Genomic DNA, 1,076 nt, shown 5'->3' with positions numbered 1-1,076 from the left:
TCGACGTAAATTAACACCAAATTCTCAACAAGACATGAATCATAACGATTTGTAAATCCATCTTACAAAGCCGATCGCACTTTAGGCTTGTATCTTAGCAAATTCCATTAATTGAAATGACAAAAAGAATCAGTACTCTAATTTTATTCTGCCTATGCTGCTATTCTGCATTAGCTCAGGTGAAGATAAAAATCGAAAGAGCAACAATAACGCTACCTAAACAGGCAAAGCAACTTACAAAGAAAGAGCGGAATGAAACATTGGACAAAAAGTTTAAATTAGATGAACTCATCGCAAACGCCGATGCTGAGAATAATTATGATGTAGATGGGATGCTGTTAGTTTTTAAGGGGGTCAATGTAAATAAAAACCATAATTACCTAAAAGAAACCGAGTTAGTAAAGAACAATCGAAGAAAAAGACTTCATATGGATGACAACTATTATTATATCTCCATTAGTACAGTCAATAAAAATCAAGTTTTAATAAACAGAAATTTGACAAAGGACTATTGCTATTATGATTTTGTCATTGTCAATGATGACTTTACTTATTCAGTTCGTGGTTCACTAACTTATTTACAGGGGGAAGAAACGAAGTCGAGAGCTATTATTGATCAGATTTTAGACAACACTACCATTAAATAATATATTAATAAGCCTTTAAAAAAGAGCCAGGATTTAATTTAATTTAATCCTGGCTCTATATTTACCTCAAGCATAGTTGTAGGTTTTAAAATGATATAGGATTGCAGGAAATCTATTAGTCTTTTGTAGTCGCGTTCTATAAATCAATCCTAAATTCGATAATGGCGCTCCGGTCTAATCAGCTCATAAAATTGTATTAATCTGTCGATATTGGCAGTGATCAGGCGAGTGAGAGAAAATTCATTTTGTTAAGCAATAGATAATATTTCAGGGATAAATCAGGGGAATGAAAACAAAGTCATAAGTAGCTATCGAGTAATCTTTCATTCCACCAGCTTTTCTTCGCTGGTAAACTTCAATCGCCGAGTTGATCTCGTCATTGATATTGCTTCTGAATTCTGATTTTGAAAAAAAGGTGTTCATAAAGAG

Annotated in this window: 1 protein-coding gene; it reads left to right on the top strand. The window is 33.0% G+C overall.

Features of this window, described 5'->3' with window-relative positions:
* Positions 1-116: 116 nt before the first annotated feature.
* Positions 117-647, top strand: coding sequence for a hypothetical protein (locus IM797_RS28145; protein WP_194130558.1), 531 nt, complete (start codon positions 117-119; stop codon positions 645-647).
* Positions 648-1,076: the final 429 nt, after the last annotated feature.

Origin of the sequence: Pedobacter sp. MC2016-24, assembly GCF_015223055.1 — a bacterium.
Classification (GTDB): Bacteria; Bacteroidota; Bacteroidia; order Sphingobacteriales; family Sphingobacteriaceae; genus Pedobacter.
Note: the sequence above shows the minus strand (reverse complement) of the source record. Positions and strands in the feature narration are given on the sequence as shown.